Origin of the sequence: Methylorubrum podarium (assembly GCF_040270385.1) — a bacterium.
Taxonomy (GTDB): domain Bacteria; phylum Pseudomonadota; class Alphaproteobacteria; order Rhizobiales; family Beijerinckiaceae; genus Methylobacterium; species Methylobacterium podarium.
The window spans coordinates 43171-64748 of sequence record NZ_JBELQE010000083.1; the positions used below are offsets into that span (position 1 = coordinate 43171).

The window sequence follows — 21578 nt, forward strand, 5'->3', positions numbered from 1 at the left end:
GCTGTTTCGCTCAGCGTTCGGATTTCGGGAGGGACCAGGGGACGAGCCGCGCCTGCAGCCAGCCGACCAGCCGGAACAGGACGAGGCTGATCGCCACCAGCACGACGAGGCCGGCGAAAGCGGTCGGGATCCGGAAGTTCGAGGTCGAGAAGGCGATGAAGAAGCCGAGGCCCTTCTCCGCGGCGACGAACTCGGCGACCACCGCGCCGACGACGGCCAGCGTCGTCGAGACCTTGAGGGCGGAGAACACGTGCGGCAGCGCGAAGGGCAGCCGCACGTGCAGGATTTCCCGGGCGCGGCCGGCGCGGAGCGCCCGCGACAGCTCGATCAACTCCTCCGGCGTGGCCTGTAGGCCCGTCACCGTCGCGACGAGGATGGGGAAGAAGGTGATCAGAAAGGTGATCACGACCCGCGGCAGGTCCGAGGCGCCGAGGGTGACCACGATGATCGGCGCCACGGCGACGATCGGGGTGGACTGCACCACCACGAGGATCGGGTAGAGGGTCCGGCGCAGGAAGCGCGAGGTCGCGATGCCGACCGCGAGCGGCACCGAGACGGCCACGGCGAGGGCGTAGCCCATCAGCGCCACCCGCAGGGTGGCAAGGACGTGCCCGATCCAGGAGTCGAGCGGCGTCGCCGTGAGCGCGGTCAGGATCGCGCTCGGCGCCGGCAGCAGGAAGGAGGGTAGGGCGAGGAGGCGGCAGGCCGCCTCCCACAGGCCGATCAGCGCCAGGAAGGCGAGCGGCGGCGCGAGCCGGTCGAACACCGCCCGGCGGCGCGCGGCCGCCGGGCTCAGAAACCGCGTGCCGACGAGCACCGGCGCGGCGCGGGCCGGATCGGACGCGGCCTCAGGCAGCGACGGGACGGCTGAAGAGGCGTCCGCGGATGTGGTTTGCGAGATCATGGAAGGCCGGGTCCGACAGTGTCGCCAGAGTGCGGGGCCGCGGCAGCGGCACGGGGAGGATCTCGCGGACGCGGCCGGGACGGCCCGTCATCACGACGACGCGGTCGGCGAGCAGCAGCGCCTCGGGGATCGCGTGGGTGATGAACAGCACGGTCTTGGGCCGGTCGGCCCAGATCCGCAGCAGTTCGAAGCTCATCTCGTCGCGTGTCAGCGCGTCGAGAGCCGAGAACGGCTCGTCCATCAGCAGGATGTCGGGATCGAGGAGCAGGGCACGGGCGATGCCGACGCGCTGCTGCATCCCGCCCGAGAGTTCATCCGGCCGCCGCCCGGCGAAGTCGGCGAGGCCGACCAGATCGAGGAGTTCGCGGGCGCGCTCCCGCTCGACCGGCGTCACGCGCCCGTACTTGTGGCGCATCGGGAAGGTGACGTTGCTCAGGACGTCGAACCACGGGAGCAGCGTCGGCTTCTGGAAGACGATGCCGATGTCGTCGCGCGGCTCGGTGACGGGGGTGTCGAAGATCTCGACTCGGCCCGCGGTCGGCCGGATCAGCCCCGCCAGAAGCCGCAGCAGGGTGGACTTGCCGCAGCCCGAGGGGCCGAGCACGGCCACGAATTCATGACGTCCGATGTCGAAGGACAGGCCGTCGAGCGCTGTCACCGCGCGCCCGTCCGCGCCGGGGAAGCGCTGCCCGACGTCGCGGAAGCGGATGGCCGGCCGGTCGGCGCCGCTCATCGCTCGGCCTTCTTCGCGCCGGCAGCAGCGCCGGGCAGGAAGGCTCCGGTGACGGCTCGGCCGGGGTCGAACGACCCGACGGCGAGGCCCTGCGATTCGGCGACCCATTTCCAGGTGGTCGCGAGCAGCCCCGGCTCGAACACGCCCATCCCGTCGCGCGCGCTGATTGGGTTGACGATGAGCGGGATCGAGGCGGTCCACTCCTCGGCGGCGCGCCCGGCATCGACCTCAGGCACGGCTGCCTTCAGGGCCTTGGCCGCCGCCATCGGGTCGGCGATGGCCATCTCGGTCGCCCGGTTGTAGGCAGTGATGAACTTGCGCACGGTCTCGGGCCGCTGCGCCAGCATCCGGTCGGAGGCGAACAGCGAGAGACCGTAGCCGTCGTAGCCGAATTCCGACCAGGGCAGCGCCTTGAAGGTCTTGCCGGCCTCCTTGAGCGGACCGGTGAAGGCGGGGGCGACCGTGAGCCAGTTGATGGTCGCCGCGACCTTGCCGGTGGCGAGCATCGGCGCGAGCGCCCCGGGATCGACCTTCAGCAGCTTGACCGCGTCCGCCGACACGCCGTTGGCCTTGAGGACGAGAGGCCAGGCGACGTTCGAGGAAGAGAAGGTCGCCGTCGCGACAGTCTTGCCGGACAGGTCCTTGAGGCTCGCGATGCCGGAGTCGGCGGTGGTGAAGATCGCGTCCGGCTGCTTGGTGTAGATCGCCATCACGGCGGTGACGGGCACGCCGCCCTGAGCCTTGGCCTGGAGCAGGGCGGCGAGGCCGCCGGTGCCGATGTCGGCGGCTCCCGTGCCGAGCTTCGTCACGACGTCGCTCGAACCGCGGCCCGACTGCACGGTGACGTCGAGGCCCTGCTCCTTGAACAGACCATTCTGGACACCGAGATAGATCGCCGCCTTGTCGCCGGCCGGCAGCCAGTCGATCAGGAAGGTGACCGGCTCGGCCGCGGCCGCCGGAGCCGGAACGAAGGGCAGGGCGAGGAGGCCGACAGAGAGCCGGAATGCGGCGCAGGCGCGGGTGAGGGATCTCATCGGGGCTCGGGCTCTCGGAGGGGATCGGAAGCGGCAGGGACCGTTCGCGGCACGGACGGATGCGCAAGCGACGTGCCAGGGGCGAGGACGGGCAGCAGCACCTCGGCCAGGCGTCGGGCGCCGATCGTTGGGGGCGTGGCCGGTCGCGAGCGCGACCCGGACCGCACCCGGCACCAGGGCGCACATCCGGTCCTGTACGGCCGGCACCGCGGGGCGGTCGTGCATCGCCGCGACGGGAGAGGCGCGGCACCCAGCCGAAGCGTTCGGGCGTGCGATGCGCGCAGACGACCGGGCCACGCTGCGGCGTGAGGCGCGCGGCCGCCGCCCGCGCCGCGGTCTCCGGGCGATCGTGGAAGAAAATCGCCCGCGCCGCCTTCGGGCACCCAGCTCTCCGCGCGGTCGTGCGACCACAGGAGGCGCGGACCGATCCCAGCCGCATCGGGATGCTGCGGGAGCATCGCTGCGATGACCTGCGCGAAGCGCTAGCCGCCTGGCAGCATTGTGCCGGCAATGTAGGCGATGCGCGCGACCCGCTCGGGAGCGGCCTCGGCCACGACGGCTGCGAGGCTCGCCGGGTACCCGAAACGGGCCAGCGCCGCCGCGACGGGGCCGATCGAGCGCCCGGGCGAGACGTCGCCTGCCGGCGTGGCGTCACCGCCGTCGTCCGGCGGGTCCATCGGACCGGGGTCACGCCGGGCGCGGCGAGGTGCGGGCTCAGCCGTTCCCAGATCCAGGCGCCCGCCCAGGCACCGTGGATCAGCACGGCCGCGGGGCCGGTTTCACGCTCAGGCTGCCGCGTAGGTGCGGCGGTACATCGCCTGGAGATGGCCCTCGACGGTGACCTCGGGATAGCGCGGCGTCTCGCCCGGGCCGAGGCAGCCCGGCAGGCAGGCGACCGTGTGATCCGGGTTGCCGACGAAGAAGAACGGCACCGAGTACCGCTCGCGCCCCGACGCGTTCACCACCCGGTGCATCGTCGAGCGGTAGCGGTCGTTGGTCCAGCGGGCGATCATGTCACCGAGGTTCACCACGAAGGTTCCGGGAATCGGGTCGGCGTGGATCCAGCCACCATCCGGCGCCTGGACCTGCAGCCCGCCGACCGAGTCCTGGAGGAGCAGGGTGAGCCCGCCGAAATCGGTGTGGGCGCCCGCCCCCTTTTCGTTCGGCGCGGCGTCGTGCGGCTGGGGCGGGTAACGCAGCAGGCGCAACGTCGCGAGCGGATCGCGGCAGAAGGCGTCGAAGTGGTTCTCGGGCAGGTCGAGCGAGAGGGCGAGCCCTCGCATCAGGCGCTCGCCGAGATCGAGCATCGCGGCGAAGTAGGCCCGCATCGTCGGGCGGAAGCCGGGCAGGTCGGTGGGCCACAGGTTCGCACCCTGGTTGAAGCGGCGGGCGACGACGCGCGGATCGTCGGGAGGCAGTTCGGGGCCGATGTAGAATCCCTCCTTGAGGTCCGGCGGGGCGCCGGCCTCCAGCGTCTGCCCGCGCAGAGCCTCGTAGCCCCGGTTGCAGGGGGAGTGCGCCTTGTCGACGACGGCCTTCGCGACCTGACCCTGCGCGAAGAAGCCCCGCGCCTCGGCGAAGACGGCCTCGATCAGCCCGGCTGGGATGCCGTGGTCGGCGCAGTAGAAGAAGCCGCTGGCGCGGCAAGCCTCGCCCAGCGCCGCGCCGACCGCGGCGCGGCGGCGGGGATCGGCGGCCGACAGGTCGGCCACCGAGATGACGGGCAGGGCCGCTCCGGAGATGCGGACGGCATGAAGGCTTGCGGACATCGTGATCTCCCGGCGTGGCCGATGAAGATGGTCTAGGCAGTCGGGAGCGGCCGAAAAAGCCGAGAGTTTTGCCTGGGCCGATGCCGGAACGGCATCACGCCTCCCGGGCGGTCGCCGCCCCTCACCCGTGCCCCACCGTGCCGAAGCGCAGCCCCTTCTCCTTGATCCAGCGCCGGTAGACGACCGACGACTTGTCGGCCCGCGTCGGGATCTCGTGGCGGGGCTCCAGCGGCAGCCTCAGGGGGCGCTGGTTCTCCACGATGATGCGGTCCTGCAGGAAGATCACCTGCTCGAAGTTCAGCAGCGCGGTGTCGGTCGAGGCGGTGTCAACGAGGTACATCACCGGCTGGGCCCGGCACAGTTCCTCCTCCATCGGCTGGATGAACAGGGCGATCGCATCGAGGCGGTGCGGCGCGCTCGGACAGACCCGGTAGAGCATCACCACGAAGGGCGAGGGCACCCGGTAGGTCAGGCGGACGAAGTCGCCCGCCGTCTCGGTCGCGGCGATGCGGGGTTGGAAGAAGCTGCAATTCGTCGCCCAGACCTCGTCCACGTCGCGGCGGATCTCGGAGGCGTAGGCCGGCACCTCGGTATGCGGCTCGGCGCCGAGGATGTCGGTGTGGACGAAGGGGAAGTGGGCCATGTCGAGGAAGTTCTCGACCACGCGCGGGCCGGAGGTGCGCATCTTCACCCAGCCGCAGGGAACGTGGCGGCGATCCGCCTCGTCGGCCTCGTGGATCGCGACCACGTCGCGGTTCGGGTGCCCCAGGGTGGTCCAGAGGCATCCGTAGCGCTCGCGCACCGGAAGCGGCGGTCCGAACCCGTCGGCCAGGCGCTCGCGCACGCGGGGCCTGCCGTCCGGCAGCCGGTCGCAGACGATGTCCTGGCCGAGCAGCCGCGTGACGACGGGAGCCGCGGTGACCGCGGTCGCGGTCTCGACGGCGTACCATTCGTCCAGGGCCACCCGGTCGTCGGTCTTCATGGGCGCGCTCCTCAGTGGCCCGGTCCCGTCCACTGGACGGAGCCGGTCTCGTTCTCGGCGAGCCACGCCGCGCGGCGTTTGAAAAGGCCCGGGGCGAGGCCGCGGACATGGTCGATCAGGGCACGTAGGTCGGCGGTCTTGAGGCGGCCGTCCTCGACCACGACCACGCCGTCGACCATGGTCAGGTCGACATCCGAACCCCGCACCGCGTGGACGAGGTTGTGCTGGAGGTTGAACCATGGGCCGTCGCCGTAGAGCGGCGTCATCCGCGGCGTGTCGGTGCGGATCGCGATCAGGTCGGCGCGCTTGCCCGGTTCGAGGGAGCCGATCTCACCGTCGAGCCCGAGCGCCTTGGCGCCCAGAATCGTTCCCATGCGCAGGGCTTCCCAGGAATCAAGGGCGGCCGCGTCGAGGTTCTTGAGCTTGCCGAGCAGCGAGGCGGCCTTCATCTCCTCGAACACGTCGAGGTTGTTGTTCTCCTTCTCGCCGTCCGTTCCGAGGCCGACCGCGACGCCGGCCTTCAGCATCGCCTCGACCGGGGCAATGCCGCTCGCAAGCTTCATGTTGCTCACCGGGTTGTGCGCCACCGCCACGCCGCGAGCGGCGATCAGCTCGATCTCGGCGGCGTCGAGCCAGACCGCGTGGGCGATGAGCGCGTGCGGCGTTTCGAAGAAGCCGAGCCGGTCGAGGGCAAACATCGCCCGACAGCCGTAGCGTTGCCCGAACTCGGCGACCTCGACCTCGGCCTCGCTGCAATGGGTGTGGAACCCGGTGCGATGGCGCTGGGCCATCTCGATGGCGCGTCGCTGCCCGGCCTCGTCGGCGTAGAACAGGTGCTCCAGCCCGACCCAGACATTGATGCGCCCGTTCGCGCTGCCGTGCCGGCTCTCGATCAGCGCCTCGTTGTCGTCGAGGCGGTCGAAATAGTCGTAGTCGGGGTGCTCGCCGACATAGGGCACGCAGACGAGGCGGTTGCCCAGGGTCTCGGCGGCCCGCGCGCTGCCCTCCATGAAGCGCCACATGTCGAGCATCGTCGTGCTACCGGAGAGGAGCCCTTCCGCGTAGCAGAGCCAGGAGGCGGCCTCCGCCTCCTCGGGGCGCAGCAGCCGGTGCATCGGGTTGATGTGCAGCCGCAGCCAGTCCCAGACCGGGAGATGTTCGGCGGTGCCGCGCAGGAAGCCCGAATGCATGTGCGCGTTGACGAGGCCCGGCATCAGCAGCCGGTCGGGCATGCGCACGACCGCCGCGCCCGGATTCGCGGCGGTGATAGCCTCGCGGGGGCCGACCGCGCCGATCCGGCTCCCCTGGATGAGGACGGCGCCGTCGGTGAGGACGCGATTGTCCGGGTCCATCGTCAGGACGAGGTCGGCGGCGAGGATACGATCGGCGCTCATGTCGGGCTCATCCTGCGGCATTCCGGATCAGGTCGGCGGCGCGCTCGGCGATCATCACCACGGCGGCCTGCGTGTTGCCGGTCGGGATCACCGGGATCACCGAGGCGTCGGCGATGCGCAGGCCCGTCAGGCCATGCAGGGTCAGGGCCGGATCGACCACGGCGGCCGGGCCGGTGCCCATCGCGCAGGTGCCGCAGGTGTGGAAGAAGGTCGAGCAGGCCTGCGCCACGAAGGCGTCGGCCTCGGATCGGCCGAGTCGCCGGGCCGGGGTCAGCGGCACGGCGCCGAGGTCGCGGAAGGCCGCCGTGCCGGCGAGATCGAGGATCGTCTCGATGGCGCAGGTCAGCGCGGCGCGGTCGGCGGGCTCGGCGAGGAAATTCGGCCGCAGCGTGATCGGGCCGTCCGGTTCGGCGCTCTCCAGCCGCAGGCTGCCGGTGCTGGTCGATCCCATCAGCCCCGGCGAGACGGCGAAGACCGGGCCGGAGAGGTCGGCGGTGGCGGCGATCTCGGGGCCGGCATGGGGGCCCTGGACCACGAAGGCATGGAGGTCGGGGGCAGGCAGGTCCGCGCGGCTGCGCCAGTTGAGCTGCGCCCCGCCGCCGTTGTCGCGCACGGGCCCCAGCGGCGCGCGAGCGGAAAAATTGATCCCCATCAGCAGAGGATGGTCCTGGAGGTTCTGCCCGATGCCTGGCAGGGCGTGGCGAAGGGGGATGCCGAGCCGGGCAAGGTCGGCCGGATCGCCGATGCCGGAGCGCATCAGCAGCGCGGGCGTGCCGATCGCGCCGAGCGTCAGCACCACCTCGTGGCGGGCGCGCACCTCGACGAGCCCGCGCGCGAGGCCGAGGCGCAGGCCGGTGCAGGTGCCGCCCGAGAGAAGCAGCCCGACGACGGTCGCGCCGGTGAGGACCGTCAGATTCGGGTCGTCCGCGAGCGGGCGGATGTAGCCGTCGACCACGCTCCAGCGCCGGGTGCCGCGCTTGTTCAGGTTGGCGAGCGCCGCCCCGGCATTGTCCGGCCCGTTGGCGTCGGCCAGCACCGGCATCCCGCACTCGGCGGCACCCGCGAGCAGGGCGGCGGCGACGGGGTGGGGATCGCGCGAGGTCTCAATGCGCAGCGGGCCGCCAGCGCCGCGCAGGGTCGTCTCGCCCCCTTCCCAATCCTCCGCCCGCTTGAAGTACGGGAGCACGGACGCGAAGTCCCAGCCCGTCGCCCCGGCGGCGGCCCAGCCGTCGTAGTCGGAGGGGTGGCCCCGGTTCCACAGCATGGCGTTGATGCTGCTCGATCCGCCGAGCACCCGCCCGCGCGGGATCGCGATGGCGCGGCCGGCCACCTCGCGCGCGGGCGCGTAGGCGTAGCCCCAATCGTAAGGACCGCCGAGAAGCCCGACCCAGGCTCCGGCATCGGCGATGGCGGGATCGGTCGTGTCCGGGGGTCCGGCTTCCACCAGCAGCACGGAGAACCCGGCCGCCGCGAGCCGGCCGGCGACGACGCAGCCGCCGCTGCCGGCCCCGGCCACGATCACGTCGTAGGCGGCTTCGAGCGCGTCGACGGCATCGCGCAGCATCGTCAGTTGTGCTCGCTCGGGCCCATGATGGTCACGCCCTCGCTCGCCTCCACGTGGCGCACGAAGATGTACTTGTCCTCGCGCCCGTCGCTGTGCTTGCGCCGGATGCCGGGCTGGACGGTGCCCGCCACCTTGGCGACGACGAGGTAGGGCGCCTCCGCCGCGAGTCCCTCGGCGCAGTGCCGCTCGAAGGCGTCGAGGTCGTGCACGGTGTAGGCGTGCTCCACCCCGGCGCCGCGGGCGATCGCCGCGAGGTCGACCCGCCCTCCCGCCGTGTGGGTCGGCGGGCCGCCGATCGACTGGTAGCACTGATTGTCCCAGACGACGACGAACAGGTTTCTCGGTCGCTCGTTGCCGAGCGTGGCGAGGATGCCGAGGTTGAACAGCAGCCCCCCGTCGGTGTCGAGCGAGACGATGCGCCGGTGCGGCAGCCCGGCGGCGAGGCCGAAGGCCTGGGGCGTGACGCAACCGAGCTGTTGCTGGAACAGGCTGGCGGCGCGCATGTGCGGCGCCGCATCGTACCACTCGTCCACGCTCCCCCCGAGGGAGAGGATTACGAGCTCGTTGCGCAGGCGCGCGGCGAGGCGCTGCATGCAGGCGTAGCGCGTCATCGACGGGCCGGGGGCTTCGGTCTCGCCGCTCATCGCACGATGCTCCCGCCGAGCGCCACCGCCGCGTGGTAATAGGAGGCGTAGGCCGAGGCGTAGGCGTCCGCGATGGCGGTCTCGATGGCGGCCTCCTCGCGCACCACCCGGTAGGGAATGCGCAGGGCCTGCAGCACCGGCTCCATGGTGATGCCGTGCGGGATCGCCCACCAGTTGTTCTCGCCGAGATCGCCCCGGTAGCTCATCAGCATCACCACCGGGATGCCGGCGCCGAGCCCCATGCGGGCGAGCGGCTCGACGGAGGCCCGCAGGCCGGAATTCTCCATCACCAGCACGGCGCGCTTGCCGGAGAGGAAGACGCCACCGCAGATCGCCGCGCCCTCGCCCTCGTTGGTGACCGGGATGGTGCGCAGGTCCGGATCCGCGTCGAGGGCCGGGTAGAGTTCCTTGAACAGGGAATCCGGCAGGTAGCAGACGATCGAGACGCCCGCCCGCTTCAGGCCGCGGATCACGGCGTCGACGGCTCCGGGGGTCATGGGGTGTTACGCTCCATCATGGGCAGCAGCTTCGACGGCCGAAGGTGTCCTGGATAGCCGCCGTTTTCCGGTCGGCGTGGTGCGCCTTGCGCAACACCACGGCCTCACGGCTCGCCCGCCTGCGCTGTCCCGGCCGTCTCGTCGTTCCTCGTGCCGAGGGGCCGAGCGAAGCGCCGCCTCGAAGCACGCCTGAACGGCCGATCGTGCGGCACGGCTTGGTTGGGATGGGCATCGCAGCCTGCTTCGAGGGCCGGCCCAGCGCTTGATCGTGAGACCCGTCCCCGGGTGCCGCAACAGCCCCGACAAACAGCGTCTCAGGCCGGGGTCAGACCCTCGACGGCGCGTGCCAGCATCGCCGCGAGCGCCGCGCCCGCCTCCGAAAGGCGGTCGCGGTTGCGCGCCAGGAGCACGAGCCGGCGCGGGCGCAGCTTCGGATCGCGCAGGGGCACGAAGACGAGGTGTCCCTGGGCGATCTCGGCCTCGACGCCGAGCCGGGCCTGGAGCGAAATTCCGGCGCCCGCACTCGCGAGCGCCACCATCGTCCCGATGGAGTTGGTGGTGACGCGCCGCCCCATCGGGGCCGAGGCGTCGGCCAGCGCCTCCTCGATCGCTGCGCCGAGGGTCAAGCTGGTGTCCGAGAGGATCACCGCATGCTGCGCGAGGTCGAACATCCGCAGGGCCTCGCGGCCCGCGAGCGGGTGCTCCGGGCGCATCAGAGCTCCGACCGGAACGGAGGCGGCCGCGAGGCGCTGCGCCCCCCGCGGGGCGCGCAGGTCGAAGCCGAGGGCGATCTCGCACTCGCCGTCGGCGAGCGCGGCGGCGGCGGCATCCGACCGCACCACCTGGACATCGACCGCGATGCCCGGATGCCGCTCCCAGAACGCACCCATCGCCGCCGGGAAGAGGCCGCGGGCGACGCTCTCGACCAGGGCCACGGAGACGGTGCCGCGGTGCAGGCCCTGCAACTCGCCCACTTCGGTGCAGGCTCGGCTCAGTTCGCCGAGGCTCAACCGCGCTCGGTAGAGCAGGAGCTCGCCCGCGCTGGTCAGGCGCAGGCGCTGTCGGGCGCGCTCGAACAGCTTGGTGCCGACATCCTGCTCGAGCTGGACGATGACGCGGCTGATCGAGGAGGGCGCGAGGTTGAGCGCACGGGCGACCTGCCGGATCGAGCCCGCGCGGGCGACGAGCTGAAAGTAGTGCAGCCGCGTCGAGACGAGTCCGAGGCGGTACGGGTCCATGGGCGGCTTTGTCCGACGATCAGGGGACGATCAGTGATAGTCCGGAATGCCCGGCATGGTGCGGAAGCCGGGGAGTGCCCGGACCCGGCGGTTCCACCGGCGCAGGGCGGGATAGGCCTCGTGGTCGATCCCGAAATCCCGGCTGAGGGCGAAGGCGGGAAACAGCGCGAGATCGGCGATCGTCGGCCCCGTGCCGGCGAACCAGGCCAACCCCGAGAACCCGCGCAAGACGAGATGGTCCTCCATGGCCCGGAAGGCCGCCCGCGCCCGGTTTTCGAGGTCCGGCCCGTCGCCCGGATGGTCGAACATCGCCGCGCGCCGCGCGAGGCTGGCCGCGTGCAGCTCGCGCGTCGCGAAGGCCAGCCACATCAGGGTTTCGCCGAAGGCCGCCGGCTCCTGGGGCAGCCACGTGCCGGCGGGGTCGTAGCGGCGGGCGAGGTAGGCGAGGATCGCCTCGGCCTCCCGCAGCACCACGCCGTCATCGACGAGGATCGGCAACGTGCCCAGGGGGTTGAGGTCGATCAACGGGGCTTTCGTCTGCTCGGCTCCCGGAACCATGTCGACCGCCACGGTCTCGCAGGCGAGGCCGAGCGCCCCGAGGAGGAGCCGGACCTTGTAGCCGTTCTCGTCGAGTTCGTAGTCGTAGAGGCGAAGGTTCACGGCGCGGCTCCCTCGATGCTCCGTCGGAGGGCGAGGCATGCGACGGCGAGGCGGGAGAGGTCGATCGCCGGCTCTCCGGGCAGGGCCGGCACCACGACATGCGCCGCGCTCGCATCCGCGGCGAGCGGCTGCACCGCGACGAGGACAGGCGAGCCGCCGAGATCGACCCGTGCGAGCCCGTCGGCCCAGGCGCCGCCGAGCGCCGCCGCGAGGCGGGCGGCGGGCGCGTCGAGGTAGAGGCTGCGCAGGGGTGAGACGGCCTCCTTCTCACGCTCCGGCGCGGTCTCCGACGCCTCGGCCGGCGTCCCCCAGCGGACCCAGATCAGCCCGGCCCGCTCGCGGCACGGATAGGTCCGCGTCCGGATCATCGGGCTGACCTCCAGATCCGGATGGGCCGGAATGTAGCGGCACTGGCCGGCCGCGTCGTAGCGCCAGCCGTGATAGAGGCAGGCGATGTGATCGCCGCGCACGAAGCCGAAGCTCAGGCGCATGCCGCGGTGCGGGCAGCGATCCTCCCAGACATGCACGGCGCCCGCTGCGTCGCGCCAGACCACGAGTTCGTGGCCGAACAGGCGCGTGCCCGCCGAGGTCGAAGGTTCGATGTCGGCGCCGAGCGCGACCGCGTACCAACCGTCCGGCTCATCCATCGTCGTGCTCCCGCTCCAAGGTGGCGTTTCCGCTCGCATCCGTGTCGCGCCGCTCGATCCCGTGGACCAGGCAATCCATGGGTCCGAGGCTGCAGGCCATCTCGAAGGCATCGATGAAATCGCGCTGGCCCGCGACCGTGACGACCATCCGGTCGGGCGTCGCCGCGCCCCAGGTCGGAGCGAGGTCGAGGAGTCGCGCCCGGTGCTCCGCGAACGCCCGGAAGCTCGCGGGCCGGAACCGGCCGGTAAAGGTCATGACGGTCGCTCTCCGCATGAACGTCCCTTCCGACCCGCGGTCGCCTCATTCCGCGGCACTTCCGCGACCTGCTTAAGGCTTCATCAGTTTGTCGCGCAAGTCCATGTCGATCCACATTTGTCCACTTCGGCGTTGTTGCGTTCAGCGCATCGGGCCGGTCGAAATTTCGCGGCTATGCGGGACAGTTCGAAGTGGACACGCTTGTCGGTGCGGGGATCCGATCGAGGCACGATTCTTGCCGCGCTCCGCTTGCCCACGCGCCGTGCGGAAGTCCCGGCCACGGGATTTCGGTCACCGCCGCCGGCCCGGCCTCGGGCGGCGATCCGACAGGGAGCCAGAGCCATGACCGATGCCGTCCTGCCGAGCCGTCGTCATCTTCTCGGCCTCGGCGCCGCGGCCGGCGCCGGCCTGATCCTGCCGCCCGGCCTGCGCCCGACCCTGGCACAGGCGCCGCTGCCGGCGGTGCCCGAGAAGGATGCGGTGATCGCCTTCGGCCATGTCGGCCCGGTGACCGACGAGGGCTGGACCTGGAGCCACGACCAGGGAATGAAGGCCGTGCAGGCCGCCTTCCCGCGAGCCAAGACCCTCTTCGTCGAGTCGATCCCCTATTCCGCCGACGCCTCGCGCACCTTCCGGCAATTCGTCTCGAACGGCGCGAACCTCGTCTTCGCCACCTCGAACTACGGCGACTTCTTCTACGACGTCGCCAAGCGCGCCAAGAAGGTCGGCTTCCTCGAATGCGACGGCCGCACCACGGCCGACAATCTCGGCTGGTACTACTTCGCCCACTGGTACCCGACCTACGTGCTCGGCGTCGCCGCCGGTCTGATGAGCAAGACGGGCAAGCTCGGCTACGTTGCCTCCTTCCCGGTGCCCTCCTGCTTCTCCTCGACCAACGCCTTCCTGATGGGGGCCCGCACGGTGAAGCCCGAGGCGACCGTGCAGGTCATCTCGATCAATTCCTGGTTCGATCCGCAGGCCGCGACCCAGGCGGGCGTCGCGCTCGCCAACAACGGCTGCGACTTCCTCTTCGGCATCATGGACGAGGCCGGCTACCTCCAGGTGGCGCAGCAGCGCGGCATCAAGGCGGCGATGTGGAACACCGACATGCGCCGCTTCGGGCCCGACGCCTATGTCAGCTCGATCGTCATCGACACGCGCAAGTACTACGTCGATCAGGTGGGCAAGCGGATCGCCGGCACCTGGACACCGGGCACCACGCTTCTGCCGATGGGCGGCGGCGTCGACCGCGACGCCTGGGGCCGGACCGTGCCCGAGGCCGTCGCAAAACAGGCCGACGCCGTGCGTGAAAAGATCCTCGGCGGGTTCTCGCCCTTCGTCGGCGAGATCAAGGACAACAAGGGCAAGGTTCGGGTCGCGGCCGGCAAGACCATGAGCGACCTCGAACTCTACAACTGGGATTGGTCGATCGACGGCGTGGCGGGCCTCGGCGCCTGATGGGGGTGCCGCTCGCGTTTCCCCCCGGCACGGCCGCGCAGGCGCCGCCCTCATCCCCGCCCGGCACCCCCCCGCTCGTCGAGTTGCAGGGCATCACCAAGGCGTTTCCGGGCGTGCTCGCCAACGACGCCGTCGATCTGACGGTGATGCCGGGGGAGATCCATGCCCTGCTCGGCGAGAACGGAGCCGGCAAATCGACTCTGATGAACATCCTCACCGGCATCTACCAGCCCGATGCCGGCACGATCATCGTCGACGGCTATGCCCGCAGCCTGCCCACGCCGCAGGCGGCCATCCGTGCCGGGATCGGCATGGTGCACCAGCATTTCAAGCTGGTGCCGGCCTTCACGGTCGCCGAGAACATCCATCTCGGCTGGTCGCGCACGCCCTGGCGCGCCTCGGCGGCGGCGCTGGAAGCGCGCACGCGGGCGCTTGCCGAACGCTTCAATCTTGCGGTGCGGCCGGACGCCGTCGTCGGCGACCTGTCGGCCGGCGAGCAGCAGAGGGTCGAGATCCTCCGGGTGCTGGCCCGCGACGCCCGCCTCCTGATCCTCGACGAGCCGACCGCCGTGCTGACACCGGCGGAGGCGCGGGAGCTGTTTACGGCCCTGCGGGCGTACCGCGCCTCCGGCAATGCCGTGATCTTCATCAGCCACAAGCTCGACGAGGTCATCGCCATCGCCGACCGGATCAGCGTACTGCGCGGGGGTCGGAAGGCCGCGACGCGTCCCGCTGCGGGCGCGGACGAGCGCGGCCTCGCGAGCCTGATGGTCGGCCACGACATCACCCTGCGCAAGCCGCGCCCGCGCGCGGCCGGCACGCCGGTCTCGGCAGCACCCGTGCTCGAACTCGACGGCGTCTGCGCCCTCGACGATCGCGGTCTGCCCGCCCTGCGCGAGGTCACGCTCGCGCTCCACGGTGGCGAGATCCTCGGCATCGCGGGGGTCGCCGGAAACGGGCAGCGGGAGCTGAGCCAGGTCGTCACCGGCATGCGCCGGATCACGCGGGGAACGGTCCGGATCGACGGCCGGCCTGTGGCCCGGACGGATGCCGCGGCCTTCGCGGCCTCCGGCATCGGCCATATCCCGGAAGACCGCCTCCGAAGCGGGTTGGCACCGGATCTCAGCATCACCGACAATGCGGTTCTGCGCGAGTATGCCGGGCCGCGGGTCGGCGGCGGCGGCCTGTTCAGGCCATGGGCGGCGGCACGCTTCGCCCGGACGCTCGCCGCCGACGCCTCCGTCGCGGTGCCGGATTTCGCCATGCCCGTCCGCAACCTCTCGGGCGGCAACCAGCAGCGCCTCGTCGCCCGCCGGGAGATCCGCATCGCCGAGCGGGTCCTGGTCGCCGCCTATCCGAGCCGCGGGCTCGATGTCGGGGCGATCGACACCCTGCTCGCCTATCTCGCGGCGTTGCGCGATCAGGGCCGGGCGGTTCTGCTCTTCTCCGAGGAACTGGAGGAGATCCTCGAACTCGCCGACCGGGTGGCGGTGCTGTTCGCCGGACGGATCATGGGGGTGATGCCCGCCGCCGAGGCGGAGACCGAGACCCTCGGGCTGATGATGGGCGGGCGGGAGGTGCGCGCGTGACCTGGCGGCTCCAGCGCGTTCCGACGATTCCCGCGGGCGCCGCCCTGATCGGACGAGTCGGAGCGATCGTGCTGGCGCTCGCCTGCGTCGCGGCGGTGCTGGCGCTCGCCGGCCTCGCGCCCGGGCGCCTCGGCGCCGAGGTCGTCGGCTCCGCCTTCGGGTCGGCCGGCGGGCTGGAGGATCTCGGGCTGCTCGTCACGCCGCTGATCCTCACGGGGATCGCCGTGGCGCTGACCCAGCGCATCGGCCTGTGGAATATCGGCGGCGAGGGCCAGTTCAGTGCCGGCGCCCTGGCCGCCACCGCGGTCGGCCTCAATGTCGGCGGCGACGACGCCTGGATCCTGCCGCTGATGGCGCTGGCCGGTGCGGCCGGGGGCGCGGCCTGGATCCTGGTGCCGACGCTCGCCCGGGCCTTCGCGGGGGTCAGCGAACTGATCACGACGCTGCTCCTGAACTTCGTCGCGGCCCTTCTCGTTGCTTGGCTCTGCACCGGCCCTTGGCGCGATCCGTCGGGGCGCGCTCTCGCGACCACGGCCCGCATCCCCGCCGAACTCCCGCCCCTCGGCGACACCCTGCACTGGGGCTTTCCCGTCGCGGTCGCGGTCGCGATCCTCGCGGCGGGTCTGCTCGCCTTCACCCGCTTCGGCTACGAGGTGCGGATCGCCGGCGCCAATCCCGGAGCGGCGCTCTATGCCGGCATCCCGGTCCGGGCGCGCATCGTCGCCGTGATGCTGCTCTCGGGCGCCGTCGCGGGTCTGGCCGGAACCATCGAACTCGCCGGGACGGTCCACCGGCTGCAGGGCGGCATCTCGAACAATTACGGCTATCTCGGCATCATGGTCGCGGTGATCGCCCGCGGCTCCTGCCTCGGTGTGCTGGCCGGCGCGGTGCTGATGGCCGCCCTGCTCAATGCCGGCATCGTGCTGCAGACGCAGGGCGTCAACACGAGCACGGTGCTCGCCATCACGGGCCTGATCCTGCTGTTTACGGCGATCGGCGACGAGATCATGCATTACCGGCCCGTGCGCCGGACCGGCGCCACGGGCTGAGGGGAAACCATCGCGTGGATCTGCTCACCGGCATCTTGTCCACGGCGCTCCTGGCCGGTGGGGTCCTCGCCCTCGCGGCGCTGGGCGAGGTGCTCGCCGAGCGCGTCGGCGTGGTCAATCTCGGGGTCGAGGGACTGATGTCGCTGGGCGCGCTCGCGGGCGTCGCAACCGTGGCCACCGTCCCGAGCCCCACCCTCGGTCTCGTCGCGGCGCTCGCCGTCGGCTTCGCCTTCGGCTGCGTCTTCGCCGCCGCCACCGTGCTGCTGCGGGCCAACCAAGTGCTGTGCGGGCTCGCCCTCACGCTGCTCGGGTCCGGGCTCGCGGCGACCCTCGGCCGCTCCTTTGCCGGGGCGCCGGCCGCCGCGGTCTTCCCGCGGGTCACGGTGCCGGTGCTCAGCGACATTCCGGTGCTCGGGCCGGCGCTGTTCTCGCAGAACGTGCTGCTCTACGCGATCTACATCGTCCTGCCGGTCGGGCTGCACCTCCTGCTGTTCCGGACGCGGCACGGGCTGAACCTGCGGGCGGTGGGCGAGAACCCCGCCGCGGCGGACGCCGCCGGCATCCCGGTCGCGGCGATCCGGTTCTGGTACGTCGCCCTCGGATCGAGCCTCGCCGGGGGCGCGGGGGGCTATCTGACGCTCGCCTTCGTGCCGTCCTGGTCGGAGGGCGTCGTGGCCGGGCGCGGCTGGATCGCCGTGGCCCTCGTCATCTTCGCTGGCTTCCGGCCGCTTACGGCGGTGGCGGCGGCGCTGTTCTTCGGCGTCATCACGGCACTCGGCTTCGTCGGCCAGGCCCGCGGGTGGCCGGTGGCGCCGGCGATCCTCTCGATGCTGCCTTATTTCGGCACCGTGGCCTTCATCATCCTGCCGGTGGTGGCGTGGCGCCGGCTGCGCGGCTGGTTCGCGGCGCCCGCCGCGCTCGGCCTGCCCTATCACCGTGACGTGCGCTGAGGATCGTCAAGACCATGCCGACGCTGCTCCTGCGCCACATCGCCCATCTCGCCACCTTCGACGACCAGGCCCGCGAGATCGCCGACGGCGCCCTCTACCTGCGCGACCACGTCATCGAGGCCGTCGGCACCGATGCCGAACTCGGCGCGACCCCGGCCGACCGAGTGATCGACATGTCAGGCCATCTCGTGATGCCCGGCATGGTCAACACGCATCACCACATGTACCAGAACCTGACCCGGGTGATGGTTCAGGACGAACCGCTCTTCACGTGGCTGAAGACGCTCTATCCGATCTGGGCCCGCCTCGACGACGCGGCGATCGGCGTCTCCGCCCGGGTGGCGATGGCGGAACTGATCGCCTCGGGCTGCACGACGAGTTCCGACCACCTCTACATCCGGCCCAACGACGTCACGCTCGATACGACGATCGCGGCGGCGCGGGAGATCGGCCTGCGCTTTCACGCGGCACGGGGGGCGATGTCGCGCGGGGAGAGCCAGGGCGGCCTGCCCCCCGATTCCTGCGTCGAGCGCGAGGCGGACATCCTCAAGGACGCCGAGCGCCTGATCCACCTCCACCACGACCGGGCCCGTCACGCGATGACCCGGATCGTGCTGGCCCCTTGCTCGCCCTTCTCGGTGACCCCCGGCCTGATGCGCGAGGCGGCGGCGCTCGCCCGCGCCCACGGCGTCCATCTCCACACCCATCTCGCCGAGGATCTCGACGAGGAGGTCTGGTGCCGCGAGGCTTACGGTCTGCGGCCGGCCGCCTTCGCCGAATCGGTGGGCTGGACCGGCCCGGACGTATGGTTCGCCCACGCGATCTTTCTCGATTCCGGCGAGATCCGCCGGTTCGCCGAGACCGGAACCGGCATGACGCATTGCCCCTCGGCCAACATGCGATGCGGCCAGGGCATCGCCAAGATCCGGGAGATGCTCGATGCGGGCATGACCTGCGGGCTCGGCGTCGACGGCTCCGCCTCGAACGACACCTCGAACCTCTTCCTGGAAGCGCGGCTCGCGCAGCTCCTCCAGCGCGTCGCGCCGGCGCGCTACGGCTCGGAGGCGCCGGGCGGTCGCGGCGGCTTCGGCGGCACGCCGGGCGCCCTGTCGGCGCGGGAGGCGCTCGGCATGGCCACCCGCGGCGGCGCGAAGCTGCTGGGCCGGGACGATATCGGCCATATCGCCCCCGGCATGAGCGCGGATGTCATCGCGGTGAAGCTCGACCAGCTCGGCCTCTCCGGCACCCAGCGCGACCCGCTTGCCGCGATGGTGATGTGCGGGCCGTTCCGGGTCTCACACAGCTTCATCCACGGACGCCCGATCATCGCGGACGGCGCCTTCTGCGATCTCGACATCGATGTGCTCCTCGCCGAGCACGCCGCCACGATGGCGCGGATCTGGCAATGAGCCGGCTGCGCGCACTTGCTCGGCCCTGAGAGGAGCCTTGCGATGGATCTCGAACCTGCGATCAGGGACGCATGGTACGTCGTCGGGGCGACCGGGGCCTGCCGCGAGACTCCCTTGCGGACACGCCTCCTCGGCACCGACATCGTCGTCTCCGAGAGCGATCCGGTCTCCGCGCGGACCGCGTCCGGGCGGGAATTGCCGGTGCGCACGCGCTATGGCTGCATCTGGGTCAGCCTCGGCGCCCCGGAGGCCGAGCCGCCCTCGATCCCGGAGGCCGAAGAGGACGACCGGCGCCACGTGCTCTGCGGCGCCGTCGGCGTGCGCGCTTCCGGGCTGCGGATCATCGAGAATTTCCTCGACATGGCCCACTTCCCCTTCGTGCACACGGACATCCTCGGCGCCGAGCCGCACACCGAGGTGCTGCACTACACCACCGAGATCCGCCGCGACGTGGACGAGGTCTGGGCCACCAATTGCCGCTTCTTCCAGCCGCAGGCGGCGCTCTCGGCCAGGGGCGGGATCGAGACGCAGTACCAGTACCGCGTCGCCACGCCCCACGTGACCATGCTGTACAAGACCTGTCCCAGTGCGGCGAACCGGTGGGACGTGATCTGCCTGTTCGTTCAGCCCCTCGATCCCGACCGCTGCCGGGCCCATCCGGTGATGTTCCTGATCGACGACGCCTCCCGTCTCACCGATCTCGTGGCGTTTCAGCAAGTGATCTTCCTGCAGGACCGCATCATCCTGGAGAACCAGCGACCAACTCTGTTGCCGCTCGAACCCCGCGCCGAGATCCCGACCCGCGCCGACTCGTCGTCGGTGGCCTACCGGCGCTGGCTCAAGGAGAAGGGTGTCCGCTACGGCACAACGATCGGCTGATGAGGCCCTGAAGCCCGAAGGAAACGGGCGTCCGCGCAAAGTCAGCCGAGGGGCCGGACGTGGGTGGAACGGGGCTCCGGACGCCCGACGACCTGACAGATCATCGCTGCGACCGATGACCTGACCGGCTGGCTTTGGACCAGGCCGAATGAGAGGATCAGCCAGTACCGGATGCCGCATTGAGGTGACCGAGCGGTCCCCTCGCCGACGAAGGCCGGCCGATTCAGGGCGGATGATTGAGTTGGGATTGCCGTAAGGGCTGTATGGCTTGAAGTTGCGTCGGTCCTACGTGAAGTCGGGAACGCACGAGGCCGAAGACAGGATTCGCCGGAATCACCGTTCGAATTTGCGATCCGCCTTCTCCGCTCGAAATAAAACCGCCGGAGGGACGATCTCCGCCTCACGCAGCTCCAAGGCAATCGCCGGCCCGAGCTTTCGTCGCTGACGAACTGCAGCCTCACCCGGACCCGGCTGGGTCGCATCGATCGCGGCGCCGCATAACTGAAAGCAAGAGCGTCGAGATCGCATTGATCCCCGCAAATTTTGACGTCTTCGATCGATTTGCGCCCATAGCGCGGACAATTGCCGATAATATGCGCAATCGGATCGCCACTCTGCAGCGCCTTTCGTCTTTGCGTCTGCATGCCGCCGCTCGACAATTGCCCCGTCTTTCCGTGGGAGTTCGAGAACGATGGCGCATCTTACGCGGCGCGGCTTCGTCGGATCTGCGGCGCTGTTGGCAGCCCCCGCGATCGTGCGGCCCGCCTTGGCGACCGACACCGTGAAGCTCGGCTGCCTGTTCTCGTCATCGGGCACGATGGCGAACATCGAGGGCCGGCTGAACCACGTCGTCCGCATGGCCGCCGACGAGATCAACGGTCGCGGCGGCGTCAACGGACGCCGCATCGAGGTGCTGACCTCGGATCCCGCCTCCGACTGGCCGCTCTATGCGCAGATCGGCCGGCAGATGCTGCAGCAGGAGAAAGTGGCGGCCTTGTTCGGCTGCTGGACCTCCGTGTCGCGCAAGTCGGTCCTGCCCGTGGTCGAGCAGAACGAAGGACTGTTGTTCTATCCCCTGCATTTCGAGGGCGACGAGAATTCGAAGAACGTCGTCTACGTGAACTCGCCACCGGCCAGCTCGGTGCTGCCGGCGGTCGACTACCTGATGGGCCCGGACGGCGTCGGCGCCAAGCGCTTCTTCATGATCGGTTCGGACTATGTCTGGCCGCGCACGATCAACAAGCAGCTCAAGGGCTACTGGAAGAGCAAGGGGATCCCCGAGACCGCGTGGCGCGAGGAATACGTGCCCTTCGGCTTCTCGAACTTCCAGACGCTCGTGAACCAGGTGCGCAGCTTCGCCAGCCAGCCCGGCGGTCAGCCGATCGTCGTGCTGACCGTCGTCGGCTCGTCCATCCCGGACTTTCTGCGCGAATTCGCCAACCAGGGCATCGCGGCCACCGACGTGCCGATCCTCGGCCTCGACATGGTGGAGGCCGACCTCGAAGGACTCGATACGGCCAAGCTCGTCGGCCACCTCAATTGCTGGGCCTATCTTCAGGCCGCCAAGGGCGAGCGGAACCAGAAATTCCTCGCCGACTGGGCCGCCTACGTGAAGGCGAAAAACGTCCCGTTCAGCGCCGACACCGTGATCGACCCGATGGTGTCGGCCTATGACAGCGTCCATCTCTGGGCGCTGGCGGCCGCCAAGGCCGGCTCCTTCGCGGTGCCGGAGGTGCGCAAGGCCTTCGCGGGGCTCAGCTTCGCGGATCCCTCCGGCTATACGCTGACCATGACGGAGGAGAACAATTACGTCTCCCGGGGCGTCTTCATCGGTTCGGTCAACGAGAAACGCGGCTTCGACGTGCTCTGGCAATCGTCCGACGCCCCGAAACCGGTCCCGTTCAGTCCCTATGGTTGAGTTC

At 70.8% G+C, this 21578-nt stretch carries 21 protein-coding genes; 7 read left to right on the forward strand and 14 right to left on the reverse strand.

The features are described from left to right. Window positions 1-10: 10 nt before the first annotated feature. From ABS772_RS14300 to ABS772_RS14365, 14 genes are all read right to left on the reverse strand, one after another. The gene (locus tag ABS772_RS14300; RefSeq protein WP_350395503.1) at window positions 11-904 is read right to left on the reverse strand and encodes an ABC transporter permease; all 894 of its coding nucleotides are present in this window, start codon (window positions 902-904) and stop codon (window positions 11-13) included. Then, complete coding sequence (locus ABS772_RS14305; RefSeq protein WP_350395504.1) at window positions 849-1637, reverse strand: ABC transporter ATP-binding protein; 789 nt, start codon at window positions 1635-1637, stop codon at window positions 849-851. Before ABS772_RS14305 ends, ABS772_RS14300 begins: the two co-directional genes overlap by 56 nt. Then, window positions 1634-2671, reverse strand: coding sequence for an ABC transporter substrate-binding protein (locus ABS772_RS14310; RefSeq protein WP_350395506.1), 1038 nt, complete (start codon window positions 2669-2671; stop codon window positions 1634-1636). Before ABS772_RS14310 ends, ABS772_RS14305 begins: the two co-directional genes overlap by 4 nt. Window positions 2672-3153: 482 nt before the next feature. Further along, window positions 3154-3348 carry a hypothetical protein gene (locus ABS772_RS14315; RefSeq protein ID WP_350395507.1) on the reverse strand — a complete coding sequence of 65 codons (195 nt, stop codon included), beginning with the start codon at window positions 3346-3348 and terminating at the stop codon, window positions 3154-3156. Window positions 3349-3456: 108 nt separating this feature from the next. Continuing rightward, complete coding sequence (locus ABS772_RS14320) at window positions 3457-4440, reverse strand: isopenicillin N synthase family dioxygenase (protein ID WP_350395509.1); 984 nt, start codon at window positions 4438-4440, stop codon at window positions 3457-3459. A 121-nt stretch (window positions 4441-4561) separates the two neighbouring features. Then, the gene (locus ABS772_RS14325; RefSeq protein WP_350395510.1) at window positions 4562-5422 is read right to left on the reverse strand and encodes an aromatic ring-hydroxylating dioxygenase subunit alpha; all 861 of its coding nucleotides are present in this window, start codon (window positions 5420-5422) and stop codon (window positions 4562-4564) included. Between the two features lie 11 nt (window positions 5423-5433). Continuing rightward, complete coding sequence (locus ABS772_RS14330) at window positions 5434-6816, reverse strand: amidohydrolase family protein (protein WP_350395511.1); 1383 nt, start codon at window positions 6814-6816, stop codon at window positions 5434-5436. A gap of 7 nt (window positions 6817-6823) precedes the next feature. Beyond that, window positions 6824-8380, reverse strand: a complete 1557-nt coding sequence (locus ABS772_RS14335; RefSeq protein ID WP_350395513.1) for a GMC family oxidoreductase — start codon at window positions 8378-8380, stop codon at window positions 6824-6826. Window positions 8381-8382: 2 nt separating this feature from the next. After that, on the reverse strand, window positions 8383-9024 hold the full coding sequence (locus ABS772_RS14340) for a thiamine pyrophosphate-dependent enzyme (protein ID WP_350395514.1): 642 nt from the start codon (window positions 9022-9024) through the stop codon (window positions 8383-8385). Beyond that, window positions 9021-9521: a thiamine pyrophosphate-binding protein gene (locus ABS772_RS14345; RefSeq protein WP_017484969.1), complete on the reverse strand. Its 501-nt coding sequence runs from the start codon at window positions 9519-9521 to the stop codon at window positions 9021-9023. The genes ABS772_RS14340 and ABS772_RS14345 overlap by 4 nt, the downstream gene beginning before the upstream one ends. 314 nt (window positions 9522-9835) lie before the next feature. Then, the gene (locus ABS772_RS14350) at window positions 9836-10759 is read right to left on the reverse strand and encodes a LysR family transcriptional regulator (protein WP_350395515.1); all 924 of its coding nucleotides are present in this window, start codon (window positions 10757-10759) and stop codon (window positions 9836-9838) included. A gap of 30 nt (window positions 10760-10789) precedes the next feature. Next, window positions 10790-11458: a glutathione S-transferase family protein gene (locus ABS772_RS14355; RefSeq protein WP_350395517.1), complete on the reverse strand. Its 669-nt coding sequence runs from the start codon at window positions 11456-11458 to the stop codon at window positions 10790-10792. Beyond that, on the reverse strand, window positions 11416-12066 hold the full coding sequence (locus ABS772_RS14360) for a Rieske (2Fe-2S) protein (protein ID WP_350395518.1): 651 nt from the start codon (window positions 12064-12066) through the stop codon (window positions 11416-11418). The genes ABS772_RS14355 and ABS772_RS14360 overlap by 43 nt, the downstream gene beginning before the upstream one ends. Further along, a complete protein-coding gene (locus ABS772_RS14365; RefSeq protein WP_350395520.1) occupies window positions 12059-12322 on the reverse strand; it encodes a hypothetical protein in 264 nt (87 codons plus the stop codon). The genes ABS772_RS14360 and ABS772_RS14365 overlap by 8 nt, the downstream gene beginning before the upstream one ends. Before the next feature lie 342 nt (window positions 12323-12664). On the opposite strand from ABS772_RS14365, the gene ABS772_RS14370 reads away from it, so the two are divergent. The 7 genes from ABS772_RS14370 (at window position 12665) to ABS772_RS14400 (ending at window position 21574) form a co-directional block, all read left to right on the forward strand. Then, entirely contained in the window at window positions 12665-13780 is a 1116-nt protein-coding gene (locus ABS772_RS14370) for a BMP family ABC transporter substrate-binding protein (RefSeq protein ID WP_350395521.1), read from the forward strand. Continuing rightward, window positions 13780-15369, forward strand: coding sequence for an ABC transporter ATP-binding protein (locus ABS772_RS14375; RefSeq protein ID WP_350395523.1), 1590 nt, complete (start codon window positions 13780-13782; stop codon window positions 15367-15369). The genes ABS772_RS14370 and ABS772_RS14375 overlap by 1 nt, the downstream gene beginning before the upstream one ends. After that, window positions 15366-16418 carry an ABC transporter permease gene (locus tag ABS772_RS14380; protein ID WP_350395524.1) on the forward strand — a complete coding sequence of 351 codons (1053 nt, stop codon included), beginning with the start codon at window positions 15366-15368 and terminating at the stop codon, window positions 16416-16418. The genes ABS772_RS14375 and ABS772_RS14380 overlap by 4 nt, the downstream gene beginning before the upstream one ends. 14 nt (window positions 16419-16432) lie before the next feature. Next, on the forward strand, window positions 16433-17368 hold the full coding sequence (locus ABS772_RS14385) for an ABC transporter permease (protein ID WP_350395525.1): 936 nt from the start codon (window positions 16433-16435) through the stop codon (window positions 17366-17368). A gap of 14 nt (window positions 17369-17382) precedes the next feature. Continuing rightward, window positions 17383-18777 (forward strand): 8-oxoguanine deaminase, encoded by a 1395-nt coding sequence (locus tag ABS772_RS14390; RefSeq protein WP_350395526.1) that lies wholly within the window; start codon window positions 17383-17385, stop codon window positions 18775-18777. A gap of 42 nt (window positions 18778-18819) precedes the next feature. After that, window positions 18820-19656 carry an aromatic ring-hydroxylating dioxygenase subunit alpha gene (locus tag ABS772_RS14395; protein ID WP_350395527.1) on the forward strand — a complete coding sequence of 279 codons (837 nt, stop codon included), beginning with the start codon at window positions 18820-18822 and terminating at the stop codon, window positions 19654-19656. Between the two features lie 691 nt (window positions 19657-20347). Continuing rightward, on the forward strand, window positions 20348-21574 hold the full coding sequence (locus ABS772_RS14400) for a transporter substrate-binding protein (RefSeq protein ID WP_350395529.1): 1227 nt from the start codon (window positions 20348-20350) through the stop codon (window positions 21572-21574). Window positions 21575-21578: the final 4 nt, after the last annotated feature.

Bases quoted from the DNA above. Each gene is read 5' to 3' on its own strand.
- ABS772_RS14300 (WP_350395503.1), bottom strand. From the start codon at position 904: ATGATCTCGCAAACCACATCCGCGGACGCCTCTTCAGCCGTCCCGTCG.
- ABS772_RS14305 (WP_350395504.1), bottom strand. From the start codon at position 1,637: ATGAGCGGCGCCGACCGGCCGGCCATCCGCTTCCGCGACGTCGGGCAG.
- ABS772_RS14310 (WP_350395506.1), bottom strand. From the start codon at position 2,671: ATGAGATCCCTCACCCGCGCCTGCGCCGCATTCCGGCTCTCTGTCGGC.
- ABS772_RS14315 (WP_350395507.1), bottom strand. From the start codon at position 3,348: ATGGACCCGCCGGACGACGGCGGTGACGCCACGCCGGCAGGCGACGTC.
- ABS772_RS14320 (WP_350395509.1), bottom strand. From the start codon at position 4,440: ATGTCCGCAAGCCTTCATGCCGTCCGCATCTCCGGAGCGGCCCTGCCC.
- ABS772_RS14325 (WP_350395510.1), bottom strand. From the start codon at position 5,422: ATGAAGACCGACGACCGGGTGGCCCTGGACGAATGGTACGCCGTCGAG.
- ABS772_RS14330 (WP_350395511.1), bottom strand. From the start codon at position 6,816: ATGAGCGCCGATCGTATCCTCGCCGCCGACCTCGTCCTGACGATGGAC.
- ABS772_RS14335 (WP_350395513.1), bottom strand. From the start codon at position 8,380: ATGCTGCGCGATGCCGTCGACGCGCTCGAAGCCGCCTACGACGTGATC.
- ABS772_RS14340 (WP_350395514.1), bottom strand. From the start codon at position 9,024: ATGAGCGGCGAGACCGAAGCCCCCGGCCCGTCGATGACGCGCTACGCC.
- ABS772_RS14345 (WP_017484969.1), bottom strand. From the start codon at position 9,521: ATGACCCCCGGAGCCGTCGACGCCGTGATCCGCGGCCTGAAGCGGGCG.
- ABS772_RS14350 (WP_350395515.1), bottom strand. From the start codon at position 10,759: ATGGACCCGTACCGCCTCGGACTCGTCTCGACGCGGCTGCACTACTTT.
- ABS772_RS14355 (WP_350395517.1), bottom strand. From the start codon at position 11,458: ATGCCTCGCCCTCCGACGGAGCATCGAGGGAGCCGCGCCGTGAACCTT.
- ABS772_RS14360 (WP_350395518.1), bottom strand. From the start codon at position 12,066: ATGGATGAGCCGGACGGTTGGTACGCGGTCGCGCTCGGCGCCGACATC.
- ABS772_RS14365 (WP_350395520.1), bottom strand. From the start codon at position 12,322: ATGACCTTTACCGGCCGGTTCCGGCCCGCGAGCTTCCGGGCGTTCGCG.
- ABS772_RS14370 (WP_350395521.1), top strand. From the start codon at position 12,665: ATGACCGATGCCGTCCTGCCGAGCCGTCGTCATCTTCTCGGCCTCGGC.
- ABS772_RS14375 (WP_350395523.1), top strand. From the start codon at position 13,780: ATGGGGGTGCCGCTCGCGTTTCCCCCCGGCACGGCCGCGCAGGCGCCG.
- ABS772_RS14390 (WP_350395526.1), top strand. From the start codon at position 17,383: ATGCCGACGCTGCTCCTGCGCCACATCGCCCATCTCGCCACCTTCGAC.
- ABS772_RS14395 (WP_350395527.1), top strand. From the start codon at position 18,820: ATGGATCTCGAACCTGCGATCAGGGACGCATGGTACGTCGTCGGGGCG.
- ABS772_RS14400 (WP_350395529.1), top strand. From the start codon at position 20,348: ATGGCGCATCTTACGCGGCGCGGCTTCGTCGGATCTGCGGCGCTGTTG.